At 57.7% G+C, this 20,966-nt stretch carries 15 protein-coding genes; 5 read left to right on the top strand and 10 right to left on the bottom strand.

Features of this window, described 5'->3' with window-relative positions; translation table 11 throughout:
• Window positions 1-45 precede the first annotated feature (45 nt).
• Window positions 46-2,343, bottom strand: a complete 2,298-nt coding sequence (bglX, locus tag ACYAC5_RS06285) for a beta-glucosidase BglX (RefSeq protein WP_462062599.1) — start codon at window positions 2,341-2,343, stop codon at window positions 46-48.
• Between the two features lie 154 nt (window positions 2,344-2,497).
• On the opposite strand from bglX, the gene dld reads away from it, so the two are divergent.
• Window positions 2,498-4,207 (top strand): D-lactate dehydrogenase, encoded by a 1,710-nt coding sequence (dld, locus tag ACYAC5_RS06280; RefSeq protein WP_192414231.1) that lies wholly within the window; start codon window positions 2,498-2,500, stop codon window positions 4,205-4,207.
• A gap of 313 nt (window positions 4,208-4,520) precedes the next feature.
• Here the strand turns inward: dld and ACYAC5_RS06275 are convergent, their stop codons facing one another.
• From ACYAC5_RS06275 to ACYAC5_RS06265, 3 genes are all read right to left on the bottom strand, one after another.
• Window positions 4,521-6,962: a DUF3772 domain-containing protein gene (locus ACYAC5_RS06275; RefSeq protein ID WP_101763157.1), complete on the bottom strand. Its 2,442-nt coding sequence runs from the start codon at window positions 6,960-6,962 to the stop codon at window positions 4,521-4,523.
• A 254-nt stretch (window positions 6,963-7,216) separates the two neighbouring features.
• Window positions 7,217-8,146, bottom strand: a complete 930-nt coding sequence (pbpG, locus tag ACYAC5_RS06270; protein ID WP_137385419.1) for a D-alanyl-D-alanine endopeptidase — start codon at window positions 8,144-8,146, stop codon at window positions 7,217-7,219.
• A 222-nt stretch (window positions 8,147-8,368) separates the two neighbouring features.
• On the bottom strand, window positions 8,369-8,956 hold the full coding sequence (locus tag ACYAC5_RS06265) for a Yip1 family protein (protein WP_101763159.1): 588 nt from the start codon (window positions 8,954-8,956) through the stop codon (window positions 8,369-8,371).
• A 166-nt stretch (window positions 8,957-9,122) separates the two neighbouring features.
• Here ACYAC5_RS06265 and ACYAC5_RS06260 point away from each other — a divergent pair, with 166 nt between their 5' ends.
• Window positions 9,123-9,698, top strand: a complete 576-nt coding sequence (locus ACYAC5_RS06260) for a DedA family protein (protein ID WP_110865775.1) — start codon at window positions 9,123-9,125, stop codon at window positions 9,696-9,698.
• Here ACYAC5_RS06260 and ACYAC5_RS06255 read toward each other — a convergent pair whose 3' ends face one another.
• A complete protein-coding gene (locus ACYAC5_RS06255; RefSeq protein WP_462062597.1) occupies window positions 9,699-10,475 on the bottom strand; it encodes an SDR family oxidoreductase in 777 nt (258 codons plus the stop codon).
• Between the two features lie 117 nt (window positions 10,476-10,592).
• Between ACYAC5_RS06255 and ACYAC5_RS06250 the strand changes: the two genes are divergently transcribed.
• Both ACYAC5_RS06250 and ACYAC5_RS06245 read left to right on the top strand, forming a co-directional pair.
• On the top strand, window positions 10,593-12,407 hold the full coding sequence (locus ACYAC5_RS06250; protein ID WP_137385417.1) for a glycoside hydrolase family 15 protein: 1,815 nt from the start codon (window positions 10,593-10,595) through the stop codon (window positions 12,405-12,407).
• Between the two features lie 196 nt (window positions 12,408-12,603).
• Window positions 12,604-13,656, top strand: coding sequence for a L,D-transpeptidase family protein (locus tag ACYAC5_RS06245; RefSeq protein ID WP_101763163.1), 1,053 nt, complete (start codon window positions 12,604-12,606; stop codon window positions 13,654-13,656).
• Window positions 13,657-13,739: 83 nt separating this feature from the next.
• On the opposite strand, the gene ACYAC5_RS06240 is transcribed toward ACYAC5_RS06245, so the two are convergent.
• Window positions 13,740-14,765, bottom strand: coding sequence for a transporter (locus ACYAC5_RS06240; protein ID WP_280172606.1), 1,026 nt, complete (start codon window positions 14,763-14,765; stop codon window positions 13,740-13,742).
• A 162-nt stretch (window positions 14,766-14,927) separates the two neighbouring features.
• On the opposite strand from ACYAC5_RS06240, the gene ACYAC5_RS06235 reads away from it, so the two are divergent.
• On the top strand, window positions 14,928-16,538 hold the full coding sequence (locus tag ACYAC5_RS06235) for an inorganic phosphate transporter (RefSeq protein ID WP_462062595.1): 1,611 nt from the start codon (window positions 14,928-14,930) through the stop codon (window positions 16,536-16,538).
• A gap of 44 nt (window positions 16,539-16,582) precedes the next feature.
• On the opposite strand, the gene ACYAC5_RS06230 is transcribed toward ACYAC5_RS06235, so the two are convergent.
• From ACYAC5_RS06230 to ACYAC5_RS06215, 4 genes are all read right to left on the bottom strand, one after another.
• Complete coding sequence (locus ACYAC5_RS06230; protein ID WP_101763166.1) at window positions 16,583-17,791, bottom strand: MFS transporter; 1,209 nt, start codon at window positions 17,789-17,791, stop codon at window positions 16,583-16,585.
• A 177-nt stretch (window positions 17,792-17,968) separates the two neighbouring features.
• Window positions 17,969-18,919 (bottom strand): tRNA dihydrouridine(16) synthase DusC, encoded by a 951-nt coding sequence (gene dusC / locus ACYAC5_RS06225; protein WP_309835435.1) that lies wholly within the window; start codon window positions 18,917-18,919, stop codon window positions 17,969-17,971.
• Window positions 18,920-18,923: 4 nt separating this feature from the next.
• The gene (rhlE, locus tag ACYAC5_RS06220) at window positions 18,924-20,312 is read right to left on the bottom strand and encodes an ATP-dependent RNA helicase RhlE (protein WP_008102680.1); all 1,389 of its coding nucleotides are present in this window, start codon (window positions 20,310-20,312) and stop codon (window positions 18,924-18,926) included.
• 215 nt (window positions 20,313-20,527) lie between these two features.
• Window positions 20,528-20,920, bottom strand: coding sequence for a YbhQ family protein (locus ACYAC5_RS06215; RefSeq protein WP_101763168.1), 393 nt, complete (start codon window positions 20,918-20,920; stop codon window positions 20,528-20,530).
• Window positions 20,921-20,966: the final 46 nt, after the last annotated feature.

The raw sequence follows: 20,966 nt of genomic DNA, 5'->3' as shown, positions 1-20,966 counted from the left end.
CCTCTCCCGCGTGCGGGAGAGGGTTAGGGTGAGGGGCATCAGCGATTACAGATAATCAAACTGCGCATCCTGCGTGCGCACCGAATCCAGTCCAATCATCACGTTGATTTTGCCTGGCTCGGCAACCTGCTGCATCTTCTGGTTCCAGAATTTCAGCGCATCAACGTCGATCTTAAACTTCACGGTCTGCGATTCACCGGCTTTCAGCATGATGCGCTGGAAGCCGCGCAGCTCCTGCACCGGACGGCTAATGCTGGCGACCGGATCGTTGAGATAGAGCTGCACCACGGTTGCACCATCGCGTTTACCGCTATTGGTCACGGTCACTGACGCTTCCACCGAGCCGTTACGCAGCATAGTGCGTGACGACATCTTCACTGGCGACACCGTGAAGCTGGTGTAGCTCAGGCCGTAACCAAACGGATAAAGCGGACCGTTCACCGCATCGTAGTAGTGCGAGGTGTACTTGTTCGGCCTGGCGAAGTTGTAGGGACGACCGGTTGGCAAGTGGTTGTAATAAATCGGAATCTGGCCCACCGAACGCGGGAAGGAGACCGGCAGCTTGCCCGACGGGTTGTAATCGCCGAACAGCACATCGGCGATCGCGTTGCCGCCTTCAGTACCGCTAAACCAGGTTTCCAGCATCGCATCGGCTTGCTGATCTTCCTTCACCACCGTCAGCGGACGGCCGTTCATCAGCACGATCACCAGCGGTTTGCCGGTGGCCTTCAGTGCGGCCAGCAGCTTCTGCTGACTTTCCGGGATCACCAAATCGCTGCGGCTGGAGGCTTCATGCGCCATGCCCTGCGCTTCACCCACGGCAGCCACCACCACATCAGCTTTTTTCGCCTGCGCTACCGCTTCGTCAATCAGCTCCTGCGGTGAACGCTTGTCCACGCTGACCGCCTGCTCATACAGATTGAGGAAGTCCTGAATGCCTTTGTTGTCGGTGATGTTAGCGCCTTTGGCGTACAGCACCGTACCTTTGCCCGCCATCGCATTGCGCACGCCTTGCAGCAGCGGAATCGACTGTTTCGCCACGCCGGCGGCCGACCAGCTGCCCATGATGTCGCGCTGGCTATCCGCTAGCGGACCCACCAACGCAATGGTGGCGTCTTTCTTCAGCGGCAGCGTTTCGCGCCAGTTTTTCAGCAGCACAATGCTTTTACGCGCCACGTCACGCGCTTCGGCGCGATGTAAACGGCTTTCCGCATTGGTGTCCTGCGGATCACTCTCTTTCGGCCCTAAATGGCTGTAAGGATCGTTAAACAAGCCCATGTCATATTTGACGTTCAGCACATGGCGCGCGGCATCGTCCACTTCCGCCATGCTCACCGCGCCGCTCTTCACCAGGCCCGGCAGATATTTGCTGTAGTACTCGTCGCTCATGCTCATGTCGATGCCTGATTTCATCGCAATGCGCACCGCATCCTGTGGATCTCTGGCCACGCCGTGTTTAATCAGTTCTTTAATCGCACCGTGATCGCTAATGGTGATGCCTTTGAACTTCCAGTCGCCGCGCAGGATGTCTTTCAGCAGCCAACTGTCTGCCGTAGCCGGCGTGCCATTCAATGAGTTAAGCGCCACCATTACGCCACCGCTGCCCGCATCCAATGAAGCTTTATACGGCGGCAGATAATCCTGGAACAGGCGCTGCGGGCTCATGTCGACGGTGTTGTAATCTCGTCCACCTTCCACTGCGCCGTAGGCCGCGAAGTGCTTCACGCTGGTCATGATCGAGTAGCGATCCGCCGCGCTTTTGCCCTGCATGGCTTTCACCATGCTGCTGCCCATTTGCGCGCTGAGGAAGGTGTCTTCACCAAAGCCTTCCGAGCCGCGTCCCCAACGAGGTTCGCGGGACACATCAACCATCGGCGCCCACGTCATGTTGAGGCCGTCATCCGCGGCTTCATAAGCAGAGACGCGTCCCATCTCGGCGATGGCATCCAGATCCCAGCTTGCCGCCAGGCCAAGTGGAATCGGGAAAATGGTGCGCTGACCGTGCACCACGTCATAGGCGAAGAACAGCGGAATTTTCAGGCGACTGAGCTGCATCACCTGATCCTGCATGGCGCGAATATCCTGACGCGTCACGGTGTTAAAAATTGCCCCGACCTGACCGTGCTGAATCATGTCGCGAATCGCCGATTTTGGCGTATCCGGTCCTACGCTGATCAAACGCATCTGCCCGATTTTTTCATCAAGGGTCATTTTGCTGAGCAGCTGATTCACAAAGGCGTCGCGCGCCTGTTCAGTCATCGGATGTGGGCCAAACAGATCGTCCGCGAAAGCGGGTTGCATGGCTAAGGAGACAGCGAGGCTAACAGAGTAAATCCATTTCATCAGGTCGGGTTCTCTTAAGTGACTGCGCAATATCGAAATAACCGGGGCAGTTTGCCACAAGATGAGGATAGCAGGTAGCCGCCATGTCACACCGCGCTCCTGTCGCTGGCGCATGCTACAGTAAAAGCGCCATGTTAAAGACAAGGATAGGCCAATGAATAACAACACTTCGCACCCTACTCTGCTCACCGAACTGCGTCGTCTGGTCGGATCGTCGAACCTGTTAACCGACGCGGAACAGACCGCGCGCTACCGTAAAGGTTTTCGCTCGGGCGAAGGCGAAGCGCTGGCGGTGATTTTCCCCGGATCGCTGCTTGAGCTGTGGCGTGCGTTGCAGGCGCTGGTGAGCGCCGATGCGATCATTTTGATGCAGGCCGCCAACACCGGCCTGACCGAAGGTTCCACGCCAAACGGCAACGATTACGATCGTCCAGTGGTGGTCATCAGCACCTTGCGTCTGGATAAGTTGCAGCTGATCGACAACGGCAAACAGATCCTCGCCTTCCCCGGCAGCACGCTGTATCAGCTGGAAAAAGCGCTGAAGCCGCTTGGCCGCGAGCCGCATTCGGTGATCGGTTCCTCCTGCATTGGCGCCTCGGTGATGGGCGGGATTTGTAATAACTCGGGCGGATCGCTGATCAAACGCGGTCCGGCCTACAGCGAAATGGCGCTGTTTGCGCAGATTGATGCCAGCGGCAAACTCAAGCTGGTGAACCATCTCGGCATCGATCTCGGCCATTCGCCGGAAGAGATGTTGGGTCGGCTGGATGACGATCGCTGGCAGCAGAGCGATGTGCGCTGGGATGAACGCCACGCCTCGGATCATGAATACGCCGAACGCGTGCGCGATATCCATGCAGAGACGCCAGCGCGCTTTAACGCCGATGAGCGTCGCCTGTTTGAAGCCTCCGGCTGCGCCGGTAAGCTGGCGGTGTTTGCCGTGCGTCTGGATACTTTCCCCACCGAACCGCAGCAGCAGGTGTTCTACATCGGCACCAATAATCCGGCGGAATTGGGCGATATTCGCCGCCATATACTGGCGGAATTTACCCATCTGCCGGTGGCGGGCGAATATATGCACCGTGACATTTTCGACATCGCCGAGGTGTACGGCAAAGATACTTTCGTAATGATTGATAAACTCGGCACCGACAAAATGCCGCTGTTTTTCACCCTGAAAGGCCGCGTGGATGCCTGGCTGGGCAAGCTGAACTGGGTTAAACCACATCTCACCGATCGTTTATTACAGCGCATCAGCAGCTGGCTACCGGCGCATCTGCCTAAACGCCTGAAGCAGTATCGCGACAAATATGAGCATCACCTGATGCTGAAGATGTCCGGCGACGGCGTCGCCGAAGCGCAGGCCTATCTGACCGAATATTTCCGCGAAGGCGGCGGCGCGTTCTTCGCCTGTGACGCCAAAGAGGGCGCGCACGCGTTCCTGCATCGCTTTGCCGCCGCCGGAGCTGCGGTGCGCTATCACGCGGTGCATGCCGATGAAGTGGAAGACATTCTGGCGCTGGATATCGCGCTGCGTCGTAATGATGAAGCGTGGTTTGAACGCCTGCCGCCCGAGTTCGATAACGATCTGATCCACCGTCTCTACTACGGCCACTTCTTCTGCCACGTCTTCCATCAGGATTACATCGTGAAAAAAGGCGTGGATGCGCATGCGTTAAAAGAGAAGATGCTGGCGATTTTAGCCGCGCGCGGCGCCGAGTATCCGGCCGAGCATAACGTGGGCCATCTGTATCAGGCGAAACCGCAGCTGCAGGCGTTTTATCAGCAGCTCGATCCCACCAACAGTTTTAATCCAGGAATTGGGAAAACCAGTAAGCAGAAGGGTTGGGCGGTGAAAGTTTGAGACCGGGCGGTGGCGGTAAAGGTGCCCTTTTTAGCAGCACTCACTGAAGCTTCGGAGCAGGCCGGGGACGCTTTTGGGCCGGCAATCCGCAGCGCTGAACGAAGCGAGGAAGCCAGGAGAGCCCGCAGGACGCGGGCGAAAGGCGGAGCCGGGACAGGGACGTCCCGTCTCCGCCGGTCCGTCAGGCAAACGAGCGAAGTGAAGGTACCGCGCAAGCGGCGCGAGGACCGCCGGACCAAAAATGGCCCCGGCCTGCGCACTCGTCGTCGGCTTAACTGACGAGCATTAGGCCATAAATGGCCACCCTACGCATTTATGGCAACGGATCGCTTTGCTGATCTTGTGCTGCGGCCACGGCGCGGCGCTCGATGATCATGGTCTGCGGCGTCGAAAGCATAATGCCCTCTTTACGCAGACGCGTCAGAATATCGAACAGCAGATCGCTCTTGGCACCGGAAATCTGGCGTTGACCGGCAACGTTGCCGGTGACGCTCAACACGATACCCGCCGGCGTCAAATCTTTGAACGACACGGACGGCTCCGGCGTCTCCAGAATACGTTCGTTCTCCTGATACACTTCCAGCAGAATTTCACGCACCCGCACCGGATCGATATCCAGCGGGAACGTCAGCAAGATGGTGACCACGCCCTGCGCGTTACCCATGGTGGCGTTACGCACGTTCTGCGAAATAAACTGCGAGTTCGGCACAATCACCGTCGATTTGTCGCCGAGCTGAATTTCGGTGGCGCGCACGTTAATACGACGGATATCCCCTTCAATGCCGCTGATGCTCACCAGATCGCCCACTTTCACCGGACGCTCGGTCAACAGAATCAGGCCGGAAATAAAGTTCTTCACGATCTCCTGTAAGCCGAAACCGATACCGACCGACAAGGCGCTCACAATCCACGCCAGTTTGTTCCACTGCAGGCCCATAATCGAGAGCGTCAGCAGGATAATCAGCACGTAACCGATATTGCTGAACAGCGTCACCAGCGACACGCGCATGCCGACGTCCATGGTGGTTTTGGGCAGGAAATCTTTATCCAGCCAGCGACGCACCGAACGCAGCACGTAAATGCCCACCACCAGACAGAGAATCGCGTTGACCATGTGCGCCGGCACAATGTTCAGTGACTCCAGCCCTTTGCCGCCCCAGAACTCAATCACCTTCTGGATCAGCTCAATTGGCGTTGATGAGGCAAAGGTGCCGTTCAGCAGTGCCAGCGCCAGAATGGCAATCAGCACGGTTTTACCCAGCGCGCTGAGCAGCGTCGCCGCCTGTTGCAGGTAACGCTCATCAATATTCAGCGTGGTTTGCAGGCGCTTGCCGGTGGCATTGCTGGTGGAGAACAGGCTTTCGCAGCCGTCATTCACCAGATGGCTGAGGAAGTAGAACGAACCAAACAAAATGCCGCACCAAATCACTTCATAGCTAAGGAAGCGCGCCAGCGTGACGTAACCGATGATCAGTGAAATCAGGATGCCGAGCGCCGTCAGCATCAGCGCCAGCTGCACCAATCCCACCAGCGTTGAACGCGCTTCAGGCTGCTGACCTTCCTGCACCATGCGACGGCGTACGCGGTTGATGCGCATGCCGATCGCCAGTCCAGTGCTGCCAATCAGCAGCGCGGTCAAGCCGTTAGCAAAAATGGTGGTATTCAGGCTGGTGCCGACACTGTAGTTGAAGGCTTCCACCGTCTGGAAAATAAACACCAGCGCCGCAGTGAACGGCGGGAACGGCTTCAGAGCTTGCGCGACTTCGTTGGAGATGGCCGGCAAACGCCAGCTTGGGCGACGTGTGGAGAGGAACGCGCGGCCTAAGCCGGCAATCAAGCCGCAATAGACGCTGAGCTGCACCAGGCGATCAACAAAATCCTGCACATCACCCGAGACTTCATCACGGCGCGTAAAGGCCAGCGCGATGAAGTTAAAGGTGATCACCACCGCGGCCAGCGTGGTGAGCGCGGTGGTGGCGGCGAGGAAGCTGCGACGTAAGCGCCCTTCCGGCATCTTATGAATGCTGACCCAGGCAAAGAACTCTTCGCTGTAGCGACGGCCCAGCGTCATCACCAGCATTGCGGCAAACAGCCAGGCCACGGTGCCGAAACGCCAGCCAGATTCCCACGACAGCGCGGCGGTGTCCTGCAATTCAGTAATGAACTCGCTGATCTTCTCGCCATCAAGATCCTGACTGCTAACCAGCGGCGCCCAGAAGCGCGGGCCAAGGATACTGCCAGAGTTCAGCGCCAGCTGGCTTTTCAGCTGGTCACGACGCAGGTTGACGATCTGCGATGACAGCACCAGCGCACCGTTTTTGATGCCATCGGCTTGTTTGATCTGATCGTCCAGCTTGGCTTTCTGGCTCTCCAGCGCCGCACGTTTGCGCGTCACTTCAGGCGTCTCTTTCACGCCGCTATCGGCTTTCGGTGCCGGGCCAAGAACCGCCAATTGTGCATCCAATTGCTGGCCCTGCGGGATCAACGCCTGGCCGAGGGTTTCGGCATTACCGGAAAGCTCCAGCGCCATCTCATTAAGCTGGTTGAGCTGGCTTTCATTGGTATCGCCCGAGACCTGGCCTTTAATTTTGTCGAGAATTTTCTGCATCTTAGGCAGCTCGACCGAGGCATTCACCTTGGGTGCGGCGTCCTCTGCCTGATCGTTGGGCGGCGTATCTGCGGCCACGCTCAGCGTGGGAGCTAACAGCACAAGCAGCAGTAAAAACGGGGTAAACAGATGACGAAACTTGAACATATGAATGAGATTCCAGCGTAATAACAGCCGATAAACGCAAGTGCGATCGTGAATGGCGGCTAGTTTAAGACGTTGCCGACACTGAAACTATAGGAATGAAGGTGTAAAACTTTGGCGCTAACGATAAGCGTTTTTGCAGATGAGCTTAACAACACAACGCACAATCTGTAGCGGCGTAATCTATTGCGCATCCTGCAGAATCTGCAATGGGCAATAGATTGCGCCGCTACGGTATGTGCGTGCTTTAAATCCAGTTATTCATTATTCGCGGTCAAACCTGATTTCTGCTTCTTATACGCCAGCGCAGCGGCCGGAACCGGTGCGGCTTTGCCGGTTTCCAGCCAGTCGCGCAGGCGGTTGGCATCGGCGAAATGGGTATATTTACCAAAGGCATCCAGCACCACCAGCGCCACCGGACGGTTGTTGATCACCGTGCGCATCACCAGACAGTGCCCGGCTTCATCGGTATAACCGGTTTTGGTCAGCTGGATGCGCCAGTCGTTTTTGTACACCAGATGATTGGTGTTACGGAACGGCAGCGCGTAGCTCGGATGTTTGAATACGGCGGTGTCTTCTTTGGTGGTGCTCAGTTCGCCAATCAGCGGGTACTGTCGCGTGGCTTTCAACAGCTTGACCAGATCTTCCGCGCTGGAAACGTTCTGAATCGACAGGCCCGTTGGCTCGACATAGCGCGTGTGCGTCATGCCAAGTGAGCGTGCTTTGGCGTTCATGGCGCGAATAAACGCATCGTAACCGCCCGGATAGTGATGCGCCAGGCTGGCGGCAGCGCGGTTTTCCGAGGACATCAGCGCCAGTAGCAGCATGTTGCGGCGGCTAATTTCGCTGTTCAGTTTGACGCGGGAGAACACGCCGCGCATCTCAGCGGTATGGCTGATATCCACCGACAGCATTTCATCCATCGGCAGTTTGGCATCCAACACCACCATCGCCGTCATCACTTTGGTGAGTGAGGCGATCGGACGTACGCGGTTAGGATGGCTGGAAAACAGCACTTTGTTGTTTTCCAGATCGACAATCATGGCACTGCCGGAGGCGATTTGCGGTTGGGCAATCGGCGCCAGGTTTGCGAGTGCCGCCGGCGCAGCGAGCGCGGGCGTTATAGCGGCTGGCGCGGCGACAAACAGCGCCAGCGACAGCAAGGAAATACGCATTTTTGCAGACATCGTGTCAAAAAAATCCGGTCAGGAGTTTTGCGCTGTGTTGAGACACAGGCCGCCCGCAACAATCCAGACGGGATGCGGGCTGGCAGCAGTATCATACGCACTTACCTGAGAAATTTCTTATTGAGATTGTTTCCGGGCGTTAAAAAGGTCGCCATGAATGACGACCTTATGAGATAGGTGCGTGTTGCGGGAAGGTCGCCATTGATGCCGACCAGGCTTTCCTCAGAACAATCGTGGCCCGTAACCCCACAGAACCACTGTCAGCGCCAGCAGCACTTCAAACACCAGCACACCAATCGCCAATGTCGATCCGGAGAAGCGCAAGCTCTCATCACGGTCGATGCTCAGGAACACCGGGATGCCGACGTAAAGCAGATAACCGGTGTAAACCAGCGCCATCGCGCCCACCAGCACGCACAGCCACACCAGCGGATAGAGCGCCACCAGCCCGCTGAGGAACAGCGGCGTGGCCACATAGCCGGCAAACACCGTACAGCGCTGCAAGCTGGGACGCTGCGGATAGTTACGCGCCATCCAGTGGATCACGCGGCCCATTACCGCCACGCCGCCGAGGATAATCAGATAGAACAGAATGCCGAGACCGATACCGGTCAGTAGATTGAGTTGTACGAACTGCCCTTCGCCCAGATTCCAGCCCAGCTGCGTGGTACCGATAAAGGCGCAGATCACCGGGATCGCCGCCATTAGCAGAACATGATGGGTGTAATGGTGCGAAACGCTCTCATTTTCCTGTTTAATATCGCGCATTTCCTGACCTGGATGCGCCAGTAAACCCCAGACATGATTCATACATTTACTCCTTTGCTGCGATGGGCTGCCCTTACAGCCAACGGCCTGATCAACGGAGGCAGCGTTAGCTCAAGTATAATCGTCGTCGCCGTTTTTGCGGGGCGCCACACAAATTAAGCCGCTGGTATACACTAATAGCGATTTCACACTTTGCAGGGAGGATAATTTGCATCTCGATATCAATGGATTAATTACCCAATACGGTTATCTGGCGCTGCTGATTGGTTGTATTGCCGAAGGGGAAACGTTCACGTTGTTAGGCGGTGTGGCGGCGCATGAAGGCTTATTGCACTTCAGCGGCGTGGTGCTGGCGGCGATGATCGGCGGCATTATTGGCGATCAGCTGCTGTTCTGGCTGGGACGCCGTTATGGCACGCGCATTTTGCGCCGTTTCAGTAAACATCAGGAAACAATTGGCAAGGCTAAGCGGCTAATTCAAAAACACCCGAGCCTGTTCGTGATTGGCGTGCGCTTTATGTACGGCTTCCGCATTGTCGGGCCGATCATTATTGGCACCAGCCGCCTCAAGCCGCTGCGTTTCTTCATTCTGAACGTGATTGGTGCGGCGCTGTGGGCGCTGATCTTTGTCTCGCTTGGCTACTTTGCCGGACAGATTGTCGCGCCGTGGCTGCACAAGATCGATCAGCACCTCAAGCCGCTGTTGTGGCTGGCGGCGGCGGTGATTTTTGGCATCGTCTTGCGTTACATCATTCGCCACTGGAATCACCGCCGCGCCGGTTGATTACGCGTGGTACCCCTTAAACTGCGGATTGGCCAACATAAAACCACCGTCGACAATAAACGATTGTCCGGTGGTATAAGTTGCCCACTCCGAACAGAGCCATGCCACTAAACTCGCCACTTCACGCGTATCGCCGGGACGCCCAATCGGGATTTCCGGCATACGTCGTCCTTGCTGGTCATCTTTCATATCGTTCATCGCCGTGGCAATTGCGCCCGGTGCGACCGCGTTCACCAGAATATGGTGCGGTAAGAGACTCAGCGCCATCGATTTGGTCAAGCCGCCGAGCGCATGTTTGGCAGCGGTATAGGCGGTGGCATCCGGCAGCGGCGTGTGTTCATGCACCGACGTAATATTGATGATGCGTCCGCCGTCGCCCTGGTCAACCATATGGCGCGCGGCAATCTGCCCGCAAAGAAACGCGCCATCGACATCCACGTTGAACACTTTGCGCCAATCCTCAAAGGTGACATCGAGAAAGTCGGCTTTGGTCATCACGCCGGCATTACACACCAATACGTCAATGCGCCCCAGCGAGTTGATCAGCTGCGTCAGTTGCTGTGCGCCGGCTTGCGGATCGGAGAGATCAACCTGCCGCACCTGCGCCTGCTGTCCACGACTTTCCACCATGCGCGCGGTTTCCTGGGCGCCCTCTTCATCCGAACTCCAGGTGATGCCCAGCGTATAACCCGCTTCGGCCAGTATCACCGCACAGCTGCGACCAATGCCTGAACTGGATCCGGTAACCACAGCGACTTTCTGTTTTCCTAAGCTCATAACATTCTCCTGATTGAGGGTGTCTTTACAGTATAGAAGTTATCCTTCTGTGCCTCGGGGCCGCCGAATCTGCCGTTTCGTCTATAGTTAACAATTACCTACGGCAAAGGGGGCACGATGAGCGAGATTAAACGCAGAATAGACGACCATGGCGTGATTGGTGATTTACGCACCTGCGCACTGATTGCTAACGATGGCACCATCGATTATCTCTGCTGGCCGGCGCTTGATAGCCCGTCAATTTTCGCCGCGCTACTGGACAGCGATGAGGCCGGCCTGTTCTCCCTCGCGCCGGACTGGAAAAATGCCCGCCAGCAACAGCTCTATTTACCGGATACCAATATTCTGCAAACCCGCTGGCTGGATGACGCTGGCGTGGCAGAGATCACCGATTACATGCCGATCTGCGATGAGCAGAGCAAAGTGCCGCGTATCGTGCGCCGCGTAAAGATGGTACGCGGCACCGCCACCTTTCATCTTCTGTGTGCGCCACGCCACGACTACGCGCGCGCCGAAACCACCACCGAACTGCGGCCCGGCGGTATCGCCTTCCTTGCGTCGGGACAACCGGCGTTGCGCCTCAGCGCTTCGGTGGTGATGACGCGCGAGAATCACAGCGCGGTGGCGGAATTCACTCTGAAAGCCGGGGAAACCGCTGAGTTTGTCTTTGGTAACGATGACGATCCTAACGTGGCCACCATCGCCACCGAGCACTGTTTCCACGACACGCTGGAGTACTGGCGACGCTGGAGCAGCCACAGTTCCTATCGCGGCCGCTGGCAGGAGATGGTGACGCGTTCAGCGCTGGCACTGAAGTTACTCACTTCGCATCAGCACGGTTCCATCGCCGCCGCCGCCACCTTCGGCTTACCCGAAGAGTTGGGCGGCGAGCGCAACTGGGATTATCGCGCCTCGTGGATCCGCGATGCCTCATTCAGCATGTACGCGCTGATGCGCCTCGGCTACACCGAAGAAGCGCGCGACTTTACCAAATGGGTCGGCCGCTGCGTCGAGCACAGCCACGACGACACGCCGCATCTGCAAGTGATGTATCGTCTCGACAGCGGCACCGAGCTACACGAAACCGAGCTGCTCAATCTTTCCGGCTACGCCAATTCACGTCCGGTGCGCATCGGCAATGATGCCTGGCGCCAGACGCAGCTCGATATTTACGGCGAGCTGATGGATGCCATCTACCTCGCCAATAAATATGGCGAGGCAATTTCGCACCGCGGCTGGAAGTATGTGTCCGATATGATCGATTACGTCTGCGTGAACTGGAATCAGCCCGATGCCGGGATCTGGGAGATGCGCGGCGAGCCGGAACATTTCCTGCATTCACGCCTGATGTGTTGGGTCGCGCTCGATCGCGCACTGCGCCTTGGCCTGAAACGTTCGCTGCCGATGCCGTACGACCGCTGGGATAAGGTGCGCAGCGAGATCCGCGACGATATCTGGCAGAACTTCTGGAACCCGGAGCTGGGCCATTTCACCGCGACGCGCGGCGGTAATTTCCTGGATGCTTCGATGCTGCTGATGCCGCTGGTGCGCTTTGTCAGCTCCACCGATCCCGACTGGATTTCGACGCTGGACGCGATTAAAACGCATCTGGTGAGCGACGGTTTAGTCCGACGCTATAACATTCACGAGACGCCTGCCGATGCTTTAACCGGCGGAGAAGGATCTTTCGGTGCCTGCTCATTCTGGTATGTGGAGTGTCTGGCGCGAGCCGGTCGCGTACATGAGGCGCATTTTGAGTTTGAAAAGCTGCTGAGTTACGCCAATCCGCTTGGTTTGTACGCCGAAGAGTTCACTTCACACGGCGAAGCGTTGGGTAACATGCCGCAGGCGTTGACGCATCTGGCGTTAATCAGTGCCGCTTTTTTCCTCAATCGCAAACTGAGTAATGAAGTGACGCTGTGGCAGCCGTGAAAATTCACATTTTGGGCTGCGGATCGAAGGGAATTGTCGGGTAAAGACAAGGAATTGCGTAAAGTATATGCAGCCAGTAAAAATCCTGATTTCCATCAATGCGCCAATGCACATATAATGCGCAGCGGGTCATACTGACCACGATGGATTCGACACACTGACAAGCCTGAAACATGGCCATAACGACTTGAAAAACATGAAAATGAGCATTCGCGCGTTCGCTTCACTCGCCCTCGCACTGGCGGCGTTCAGCCAGTCGGCATTTGCAGTAGTCTATCCGCTGCCGCCGGCTAACAGCCGTCTGATCGGCGAAAACATTGAAATCACTGTCCCTGATGACAGCAAACTTCCGCTGGAAGCCTTTGCTGCACAGTATCAGATGGGCCTCAGCAATATGCTGGAAGCCAATCCGGGCGTTGACGTTTATCTGCCAAAAGCTGGCACTAAAATGATCATCCCACAGCAGCTGATTCTGCCTGACGCGCCGCGTGAAGGCATCGTGATCAACAGCGCTGAGATGCGTCTTTACTACTACCCGAAAGGCACCAAGACCGTGGTCGTGCTGCCAATCGGTATCGGCGAGCTGGGTAAAGATACGCCGGTCAACTGGACGACCAAGGTTGAGCGTAAGAAAGATGGCCCAACCTGGACGCCAACCAAAGCGATGCACGCAGAATATGCGGCACGCGGCGAGAGCATTCCTGCGGTGTTCCCGGCGGGTCCGGATAACCCGATGGGCCTGCACGCGCTCTATATCGGCCGCCTGTATGCGATTCACGGCACCAACGCCAACTTCGGTATCGGCCTGCGCGTAAGCCACGGCTGTGTGCGTCTGCGTGCTGACGACATCAAATGGCTGTTCGACAACGTGCCGGTTGGTACGCGCGTACAGTTCATCGATCAGCCGGTGAAAGCCACCGTTGAGCCAGATGGTTCGCGCTACGTGGAAGTACACAATCCGCTGTCGACCACCGAAGAGCAGTTCAATTCACGCGAAGTGGTGCCGATCAATCTGACTTCCGCTGTGACCAAAGTGATTGCCGATGCCAGCACCAACCAGGATGCGGTCAACAACGCTATCCAGGCGCGTAACGGTATGCCGATCAAAATCAACGGTCCAGCTGGCGAAGTGCAGCCAGCACCGGTGCCGGTTCAGGAGTCTTCTGACGCATTGCCGAAAGAAGAGCCAATGACACCGCAAGGTATCAATGGCGCAGCGCCAGCAGCGCAGCCGGCCACCAGCCTGTAATCGCGCGTTAAGACGCGCAATAAATTGCGCCGCTACAGATATATGCACCTACCGTAGCGGCGCGATTCATCGCGCAACGTCAATCAATCACGCGGTCGTCGAAACGCCAGCCAACCCGCCACCAGGGTAAACGCCAGTACTACTAACACCAGCAGCAAAAAGCCGTGCGGATTATTCGCCAGCGGAATCCCGCCCACGTTCATGCCAAAAAATCCCGCCACGATATTGATCGGCAGCGCCAGCACGGTGATCACTGTCAGCAAAAACAGCGTGCGGTTGCTCTGCTCCATCAATCGTGCGGCAATCTCTTCCTGTAGCAAACGAATCCGCTCCATCAAACTCGCCAAATCATTCAGCGCCACGCTGAACTCTTCGGTGAAAATTCGCAGCTCGCCCAGGGGTTCACGCTTTAGCCATTTGGGCGGACGATTCAGCAAGCGGAACAGCGCCGCCGGTTCCGGTGCCAGCAAACGCTGCACGCGCAGCAGCATACGACGCAGTTGTCCCAGCTCGCGGCGATTGGTTTTGATCGCCGCACTCAGTAAGCGCTCTTCAATCGCATCCACCGCCTGACTGGAACGCCGCACCACTTGCTCCAGCTGCGCTTCCTGCTCGCCAAGCAGCCACAGCAGCATCGCATCCGGCTCGGCGAACTTCAGTTCATTCATCTGCTGATGCATGCGTTCGATCATGCCAACCGGGCGAAAACGCGCGGTGACCACCACACGCGGGCAGCACCACATCCACAACGTGGCGTTCTGCGTGCTGCGCTCCTCTTTACTGAAGGTGACGTCATTGAGTACCGCCAGCAGCGCATCGTTTTGCTGGGCTAAACGGGTGCGCGGCGAAGCAGAATGTATCTCGTCGAAAAAATCGTGGTCTACGCCAAAGTGGTCCTGAACCCAGCGTTCAGCACGCGCGTGATTAAGGTTGATGTGCAGCCAGATAAAGGTCGACTGCGGCAGCTGCTGCTGCGATAGCTGGGCCGCTTCGCGTGCATTGAGCCGCTGTGGCAGCGACGCGGGCGTAAACAGATAACCATGAATCAGTCCGGCGACGTCGTTATTGAAGTCCGGCAGCGAGGCGAGCGGTAGTACGGGCTGGAGCATTAGCAGGTCATTCCCGAGCGGTCAGATCCACAGCGTGCGACAGGGATGTTGCAGCAAGATGACACCGGGCGTGCGCCATCATCATTCTGTCATACAAACCACGTATCACACTGCCATTAACGGGTGCCGTTCAAGCATCGTGATTTAACACTGAGGTGTTTTATGGCTGAAAACAGTTTACCTGCATCGACCTCCTCGTCCCACACCGGACGCCCGAACCTTAACCGCGGCAACGGCCCTGCCTCACGTCTGATCTTTGTACTGTTGCTGATCGCTGGCCTGCTGTATGCCGGCATCAACCTGTTTAATGACGTTGAAGAGACCGGTGCGCCGGTCACCAGCTACATACCGTTCCTGCTGCTCGGCGTGGCGCTGATCATTGCGCTCGGTTTTGAATTTGTGAACGGTTTCCACGATACCGCCAACGCCGTCGCCACGGTGATCTACACCCATTCGCTGTCGCCGGGCGTGGCGGTGATGTGGTCCGGTTTCTGTAACTTTTTGGGCGTGCTGCTCTCCAGCGGCGTGGTGGCGTTCGGCATCATCTCGCTGCTGCCGGTGGAGTTAATTCTGCAAGCGGGCAGCGGCCACGGCTTTGCCATGGTCTATGCGCTGCTGTTCTCGGCGATTATCTGGAACCTCGGCACCTGGTATTTTGGTTTACCGGCCTCCTCTTCGCATACGCTGATCGGTTCGATTATCGGCGTTGGCGTGGCGAACGCCTTGCTGCATGGCCGCAGCGGCACCAGCGGCGTGGATTGGGATCAGGCAATTAAAGTCGGGTATGCGCTGCTGCTGTCGCCGATTGTCGGCTTCGTCTGCGCCGCGCTGCTGCTGCTGGCGATGAAAGCCTTCATCCGCAATCGCCAGCTGTATGAAGCGCCGAAGGGCAACCAGCCGCCGCCGGTGTGGATTCGCGGCTTGCTGATCCTCACCTGCACCGGCGTATCGTTCGCGCACGGCTCGAATGACGGGCAGAAAGGCATGGGCCTAATCATGCTGATTCTGGTCGGCACCATGCCGATTGCCTACGCGTTGAACCGCTCGCTGCCGCCGGAGCAGATTCCGCGCGTCGCCGCCTTGACCCAGGTGACGGAACAGCAGCTGCTGACGCTGCAACAGGCGCCCGCCGCCATGCCCGCGCCGCGCGAGGTGCTGACCGAATTCGTGCGCACCAGCCAGACTCGTCCACAGGTGTTGCCGGCGCTCGGCATGATGCTGGGCGATATCGGCGATCAGATTCGTCGCTACGGCGCAGTGGAGAATATCCCGGCGCAGGCGGTGACCAACACGCGAAACGACATGTATCTGGCCTCCGAAACCATTAAGCATCTGCAAAGCGCCAAAGTAGCGCTGCCGGAAGAGACCGCGCGCAACCTGGCGGCGGTGAAGAAAGAGCTGGATGCCGCCACGCGCTTTATCCCGATGTGGGTGAAAGTGGTGGTGGCGATAGCGCTGGGTCTCGGCACCCTGGTTGGCTGGCGTCGCATTGTGGTGACGGTGGGCGAACGCATAGGCAAAACCCATCTGACCTACGCGCAAGGTGCCAGCGCTGAGCTGGTAGCGATGGCGACCATCGGCGCGGCCGACGCGTTTGGCCTGCCGGTTTCTACTACCCATGTGCTCTCATCCGGCGTCGCCGGTACGATGGCCGCCAACCGTTCAGGTCTGCAACTCGCCACCATCCGCAATCTGGCGATGGCGTGGGTGCTGACGCTGCCGGTATCCGTGTTACTTTCGGGGTTGCTTTACGCCCTGTTTATCCACTTTTAACTGCGGTAAACAACGGCGGCGCACGGGGGTTTGCCGGTGAAGCGTTATTCGCTCAGCGCTTGCGCAGCCGTCTGGCGGCCGTGTTGCTGGTGCAGACGCAGCGTGATGGCAAATGCGCCCAGCACCATCAGCGCCGCCGCCAGATAGACCGATTGCATGCCCCAATGCCCAATCAGCAAGCCCGCCACCGGACCGGTTAATCCCAGGCCTAAATCGAGAAACGCCGAATAGGTGCCGAGTGCCGAACCCTGATCCTGCTGCTGTACACGCTTCACCGCTTCCACGCCCAGCGCCGGGAACACCAGCGAGAAACCGCCGCCGGTGAGAAACGCGCCCAAATCCACCAGCCAGATGCTGTCGGCCTGCCAAATCAGCAGCAGTCCGGCACACTCCAGCACAAATGACACCAGCGACACTTTCAGGCCACCGAAACGCGTGATGTAGCGACCAAAACCGAGGCGCACAATCACAAAGCCGAGGCTGAACAGCGTCAGCGCGAACGCCGCACCGCTCCAGTCGCGGCTGGCGAAATAGAGCGTGATAAAGGTGGAAATTACGCCGAAACCGATGGTGCCAAAGCCAAGCGCCAGCCCAAACATCCACACGCGGCTGACCACGCGATGAAACGGAATGCGCACGCCGGCGGAGACGCTGACGCCCGCTTTGCGACTCGCCATCCAGAATCCGGCAACGCCCATGATCGCCACCAAACCAGCAAAGCCGCTGATGCCAAACCACTGATTCAGCAGCACGCCGAGCGGTGCACCAATCGCCATGGCGAAATAGGTGGCTACGCCGTTCCACGAGATCACCCGCGCGGTTTGCAGCGGACCGACAATGTTCATGCCCCACAGCGTCGATCCGGTGCTACTGAAGCTTTCACCTACGCCGAGGAACAAGCGCCCCGCCGCCAGCAGCGCCAGGCTCAGCAGCGGCATGTCGCTGCACAGCGCGGCGATAATCGATAACACGCCGCTCATGCCGCAGAACACCAATCCCATCATCACCACGCGCTTCGGACCAAAGCGATCCGCCAGACGACCGGAGTGCGGGCGGCTTAATAGCGTAGCGAAATATTGCAGGCTGATGATTAATCCGGCGATGAACGAGCTGAATCCAAGCTGGTTATGTACGAATCCCGGCAGCACCGCGAGCGGCAAACCCACCGAAAGGTAGCAAAAGAAGGTGAAAACAATGACGGAGAGAATACGTTTATTTAACTGAGCGTTACTCAGTACAGCGGCGTCAGACATGGAAAGTGGCGTCGGGAACGGTGATGAAAATGGACAATAACTATAACCTTAGCCTGCTAAGAGATCGCGACTTTTTTAGTTATAAAGTACTAACAGATTGGAGGAAATAATGAGCACACATCCGGTCTTTCATATGGCGCAATAAATCGCGCTGCTACGAAATGTGCGTATTGGTGATTATGCGATGATACGTGTGGCATGTCGGTCAATTGCATCAGCAATATCGGCGGAAACGCGCAAGGTGCGCACTTCGCTGAACAAGCCGTCGGCTTGGTGATACGCCTTGCGCAGGTAGCCAAGCCACTGCTTGATGCGCGCCACGTGATACATGCCGGTATCGCCCTGCTTTTCCAGCTGAGTGTACTTAAGCAACAAGGCAACCACGTCGGGCCACGCCATCGGCGCTTCGTTGTATTTCACCACGCGCGCCAGATTCGGCACGTTGAGCGCACCGCGCCCTATCATCACCGCATCGCAGCCGGTAATGCGCATGCAATCCTGCGCGTCCTGCCAGTTCCAGATCTCACCGTTGGCGATCACCGGAATGCGCAGACGCTGGCGAATTTCGCCAATCGCCTGCCAGTTAATGTTTTCGGCGCGATAACCGTCTTCTTTAGTACGACCGTGCACCACCAGCTCGCTGGCACCGGCTTGTTGCACCGCATCGGCGATCTCAAAACGACGATCGCCGGAATCCCAGCCAAGGCGCACTTTCACCGTCACCGGCAGATGATCCGGCACCGCTTCACGCATCGCTTTCGCGCCGCGATAAATCAGTTCGGGATCTTTCAGCAAGGTGGCACCGCCGCCGCTGCCGTTGACCAGCTTCGACGGACAGCCGCAGTTGAGATCAACGCCCCAGGAACCGAGTTCCACCGCGCGCGCGGCGTTCTCGGCCAGCCACTCGGGGTATTGCCCGAGCAGCTGCATGCGAACGCGCGTGCCTGACGGCGTGCGGCTGTGATTATGCAGCTCAGGACACAAACGATAGAAGGATTTTACCGGCAGCAGCTGATCGACCACGCGCAAAAACTCGGTCACGCACAAGTCATAATCATTCACCCCGGAGAGCAGCTCACGCACCAGCGAATCAAGCACGCCCTCCATCGGCGCCAGCAACACCCTCATGACGTTAGGCGTTCCCGGTTTTCTTCGGTGCCGGACGACGACGACCGCTGTTGGCGGCTGGCGCAGCCTGGCTTGCGCCCTGCGCTGGACGACGCGCGGAACGCGCTTCACCCTGCGGACGTGGCGCATTGCCGCTGTGCGGGCGAGAAACGTTGCCGCCCTGACCGCGACCCTGGCCTTGACCACGTCCACCTTGACCGCGACCGCCGCCCTGCTGCTGACGACCGTTCTGGATTGGCTCGGCTTTGATGCTGGGATCGACTTCGAAACCAGGCAGCTCGATGCGCGGGATTTCACGCTTCAGCAGACGCTCAATGTCACGCAGCAGTTTGTGTTCATCAACACACACCAGCGACAGTGCCGCGCCGGTAGCAGCCGCACGGCCGGTACGACCGATACGGTGCACGTAATCTTCCGCCACGTTTGGCAGCTCGTAGTTCACCACGTGTGGCAGCTCTTCGATATCCAGACCACGCGCCGCGATGTCGGTCGCGACCAGCACGCGAATGCCGCCGGATTTGAAGTCAGCCAATGCACGGGTACGCGCGCCCTGGCTCTTGTTGCCGTGGATCGCGGCGGCGGTGATGCCGTCTTTGTTCAGCTGCTCAGCCAGATGATTGGCGCCGTGTTTGGTACGGGTGAACACCAGCACTTGCTGCCAGTTATCACGACCAATCATCAGCGACAGCAGTTCCCGCTTGCGCTTCTTATCCACGAAATGCACTTGCTGTGAAACTTGCTCAGAGGCGGTGTTACGACGCGCAACTTCAACCTGTTCTGGGTTGGTAAGTAGTTTTTCCGCCAGGGTTTTGATCTCGTCAGAGAAGGTGGCAGAGAACAGCAGGTTCTGACGCTTAGCAGGCAGACGCGCCAGCACGCGACGGATGTCGTGGATGAAGCCCATGTCGAGCATACGATCCGCTTCATCCAGCACGAGGATTTCAACCTGTGACAGATCAACCGCGTTCTGGTGCGCCAGATCGAGCAGACGGCCCGGTGTCGCCACCAGCACGTCAACGCCGCCGCGCAGTTTCATCATCTGCGGGTTGATGCTCACGCCGCCAAATACCACCAGCGAACGGATATCGAGATATTGGCTGTACTCACGCACGTTCTCGCCAACCTGAGCCGCCAGTTCGCGGGTCGGGGTCAGGATCAACGCACGCACCGGACGGCGGCCACGCGCCGTGGACGGTTTTGCAGTCAGACGCTGCAGCAACGGCAGCGTAAAGCCGGCGGTTTTACCGGTGCCGGTTTGGGCGCTCGCCAGCAGGTCACGACCAGCCAGCACCACAGGAATGGCCTGACGCTGAATCGGCGTCGGCTCTTGGTAGCCTTGTTCTGCTACCGCACGCAAAATATCGGCACTTAAGCCGAGAGAGTCAAATGACATGCAGGTGTATTACTCCGAACCGTCCTGACCGCCGTAGGCGATGTAGTTTTCAGGAGGGATATGACGCAAGCGCGGGGCTCACGTGTGAAAAGGGCACAAACTACCATGCGTAAGGGCGCGAGTTTAGCAGCTTTCCGCGCAGACAGCATCCATAAAAAAAGGAGCCGCATTGGGCTCCTTTTGGTCAGGTCCGCAGGGTTGCGGTCCCTAATCGATCAACTGCGCTTCTTCTCGATGCGCTGAACCGGCTCTTTCGCCAGCAGTGAAACCAGCGCCGGTCCCACCAACATCACCACGCCGAGGAGACCAATCAGCAGGTTGTTATGGATAAAGCGGGAGATCAGGAACAGCGTTAACATCGCTGCGCCAAAGTAGTAAGTGGTGGTCACCTCTTCGAGGGAATCACCCATTCTACGTAAACGGGCACTACGCTGCATGACCAGCATGGTAATGAATACCACCGCATAAGCTGCCACCAGGGTACTGCTCACTTCAACCAGCGCCCTATGTTTCCAGCCCCAAACCAGTGCGGCAATCACCAGCAGGTGCATTGCAATGTGCAAACAAGTTTGTCCGGTAACAATCTGAACACGATTAGACCATTTCATTCTCTTCTCCTGGCAGACCCAACAGGTCGCCCAAGTGTATCTGGCT

The organism is Pantoea sp. y20, assembly GCF_054903455.1.
Note: the sequence above shows the minus strand (reverse complement) of the source record. Positions and strands in the feature narration are given on the sequence as shown.

Coding starts and splice junctions, on each gene's coding strand:
- ACYAC5_RS06240 (WP_280172606.1), bottom strand. CDS start 14,765: ATGCTCCAGCCCGTACTACCGCTCGCCTCGCTGCCGGACTTCAATAAC.
- ACYAC5_RS06230 (WP_101763166.1), bottom strand. CDS start 17,791: ATGTCTGACGCCGCTGTACTGAGTAACGCTCAGTTAAATAAACGTATT.
- ACYAC5_RS06275 (WP_101763157.1), bottom strand. CDS start 6,962: ATGTTCAAGTTTCGTCATCTGTTTACCCCGTTTTTACTGCTGCTTGTG.
- dld (WP_192414231.1), top strand. CDS start 2,498: ATGAATAACAACACTTCGCACCCTACTCTGCTCACCGAACTGCGTCGT.
- ACYAC5_RS06250 (WP_137385417.1), top strand. CDS start 10,593: ATGAGCGAGATTAAACGCAGAATAGACGACCATGGCGTGATTGGTGAT.
- ACYAC5_RS06255 (WP_462062597.1), bottom strand. CDS start 10,475: ATGAGCTTAGGAAAACAGAAAGTCGCTGTGGTTACCGGATCCAGTTCA.
- rhlE (WP_008102680.1), bottom strand. CDS start 20,312: ATGTCATTTGACTCTCTCGGCTTAAGTGCCGATATTTTGCGTGCGGTA.
- ACYAC5_RS06235 (WP_462062595.1), top strand. CDS start 14,928: ATGGCTGAAAACAGTTTACCTGCATCGACCTCCTCGTCCCACACCGGA.
- bglX (WP_462062599.1), bottom strand. CDS start 2,343: ATGAAATGGATTTACTCTGTTAGCCTCGCTGTCTCCTTAGCCATGCAA.
- dusC (WP_309835435.1), bottom strand. CDS start 18,919: ATGAGGGTGTTGCTGGCGCCGATGGAGGGCGTGCTTGATTCGCTGGTG.
- pbpG (WP_137385419.1), bottom strand. CDS start 8,146: ATGTCTGCAAAAATGCGTATTTCCTTGCTGTCGCTGGCGCTGTTTGTC.
- ACYAC5_RS06245 (WP_101763163.1), top strand. CDS start 12,604: ATGAAAATGAGCATTCGCGCGTTCGCTTCACTCGCCCTCGCACTGGCG.
- ACYAC5_RS06265 (WP_101763159.1), bottom strand. CDS start 8,956: ATGAATCATGTCTGGGGTTTACTGGCGCATCCAGGTCAGGAAATGCGC.
- ACYAC5_RS06215 (WP_101763168.1), bottom strand. CDS start 20,920: ATGAAATGGTCTAATCGTGTTCAGATTGTTACCGGACAAACTTGTTTG.